The 2,300-nt window shown below is 68.8% G+C and carries 2 protein-coding genes; both read right to left on the bottom strand.

The genetic code is table 11. The annotated features are described in order from the left end of the window. The coding region (locus tag H0W38_RS21140) for a methyl-accepting chemotaxis protein (protein ID WP_292457909.1) at window positions 1-1,349 on the bottom strand (1,349 nt) is incomplete at its 3' end. A gap of 19 nt (window positions 1,350-1,368) precedes the next feature. After that, window positions 1,369-2,300 (bottom strand): methyl-accepting chemotaxis protein (locus tag H0W38_RS21145; RefSeq protein ID WP_292457912.1); only part of this gene is annotated, 932 nt, incomplete at its 5' end.

The raw sequence follows: 2,300 nt of genomic DNA on the forward strand, positions 1-2,300 counted from the left end.
ATGTCGGACACGCGCTGCACCGAGCCGACGATCTCGTTCATGGTCTGACCGGCCTCGGCGACCAGCCGGCTGCCCGAGTCGACCTTGTCGACCGAGGCGCCGATCAGCGCCTTGATTTCCTTGGCCGCGTCGGCGCTGCGCTGCGCCAGGCTGCGCACCTCCGCTGCGACCACCGCGAAGCCGCGGCCCTGCTCGCCGGCCCGGGCCGCTTCCACCGCCGCATTGAGCGCCAGGATGTTGGTCTGGAAGGCGATGCCGTCGATCGTGCCGATGATGTCGGCGATCTTCTTCGACGACGCGTTGATGTCTTCCATGGTCGTCACCACCTGCGCAACCACCGCACCGCCCTTGGCGGCCGTGGCCTGCGCCGACGAGGCGAGCTGGTTGGCGGTGCGCGCCGAGTCAGCCGTCTGCTTGACGGTGCCGGTGAGCTGCTCCATGGAGCTGGCGGTCTGCTGCAGGCTGCTGGCGGCCTGCTCGGTGCGGCCGGACAGATCGAGGTTGCCGGTGGCGATCTCGCTGCTGGCCGTGCCGATGCTGTCGGTGGACTGGCGCACCGCGCTGACCATGCCGTGAAGGGAAGTCTGCATGTCGGCGAAGGCTTGCTGAAGCTCTCCGAGTTCGTCTGCGCGATCCACCTTCACTTCCCGCGAAAGATCGCCCGAGGCGATGGCACGCGCCGCGGCCAGGGCCTGGTGCACCGGGGCGGTGATGGAGATCGTGATGCGCCAGGCCATGAGGGCTCCGATCAGCACGGCCAGGCCGGCCAGCGCGCCGAGCATCCACCCGGCGGTGCGGATCTCTTTCGCCAGGGCGGCCGACGACGCAGCGCTTTGCGCCTCGATCGCCGCCACCACCGACTCGATCAGTGCGACATAGCGGTCGGCGGACGGCACGAGATCGCCATCGACCAGCGCGGCGGCGCTCGTGTCGCCCGACTTGAAGGCGGCAAAGACCCGGTTGCGGCTTTCGATGTAGCCCTTGCGCTGCTCGCCGACCTGCTGCATGAGGCTCTTGTGCGCCGGGTCGGTCAACTCGGCGTCGAGCCGCTTCTGGAGCTCGCTGATGCGCGAGGTCGTGGCCTTCATCTGGGGCTGCAGATACGCATCGACGCCGGCGTCGAGGCCCGATTTCGCAATCGTGAGCGTGCGCGAAAGATTCAGCTGGGTCGATGCCAGCCACAGGCTGGCCAGCTTGGCGCGATCGCTTTCCTGAGCGAGTTGCTGGTTCCTGTTTTCGATCAGCGTCAGCTGGTAGACGCCGACGCCGCACATGGCGGTGGTGAGCAGCAGCACGGCGGCAAAGCCGCCGGCCAGGCGGGAGCCGAGTTTTCTGAACGAGAGATTCATGAGTTTTCCGGAACGGTGATCAAAAGGTTTCCCACTCGCCGGTGGGCGCGGCCGCGGGCGGTGCGGTCGGCTTGGGCGTCGGTGCGATGGCCGGTGCGATGGCCGGCGCAACCGTTGCGGCCGGCGTTCGTGTCGGCGCTTGCGTGGCGGCGGGTCGGCGCGCAGTGCTTTGCACGCGGGCGATCAGCGCGCCGGCTTCCTGCCGCGCCGGTGTTGCGGCAGCGACAGCCGCCGCGCTGACGGCGCTGATGCGAAACACCGCCACGCTGGCCTGCAGGCGATGCGCCTGCTCACGCAAGCTCTCTGCCGCCGCGGTCGATTGCTCGACCAGCGCGGCGTTCTGCTGCGTCATCTGGTCGAGCTGCGTGACGGCGGTGTTGACCTGGCCGATGCCGTCGCTTTGTTCGGCGGCTGCGGCGGTGATCTCACCGATGATGTCGGACACGCGCTGCACCGAGCCGACGATCTCGTTCATGGTCTGACCGGCCTCGGCGACCAGCCGGCTGCCCGAGTCGACCTTGTCGACCGAGGCGCCGATCAGCGTCTTGATTTCCTTGGCCGCGTCGGCGCTGCGCTGCGCCAGGCTGCGCACCTCCGCTGCGACCACCGCGAAGCCGCGGCCCTGCTCGCCGGCCCGGGCCGCTTCCACCGCGGCATTGAGCGCCAGGATGTTGGTCTGGAACGCGATGCCGTCGATCGTGCCGATGATGTCGGCGATCTTCTTCGACGACGCGTTGATGTCTTCCATGGTCGTCACCACCTGCGCAACCACCGCACCGCCCTTGGCGGCCGTGGCCTGCGCCGACGAAGCGAGCTGGTTGGCCGTGCGCGCCGAGTCAGCCGTCTGCTTGACGGTGCCGGTGAGCTGCTCCATGGAGCTGGCGGTCTGCTGCAGGCTGCTGGCGGCCTGCTCGGTGCGGCCGGACAGATCGAGGTTGCCGGTGGCGATCT

The sequence above is a fragment of the Methylibium sp. genome (assembly GCF_013817365.1).
Lineage (GTDB): Bacteria > Pseudomonadota > Gammaproteobacteria > Burkholderiales > Burkholderiaceae_C > Methylibium.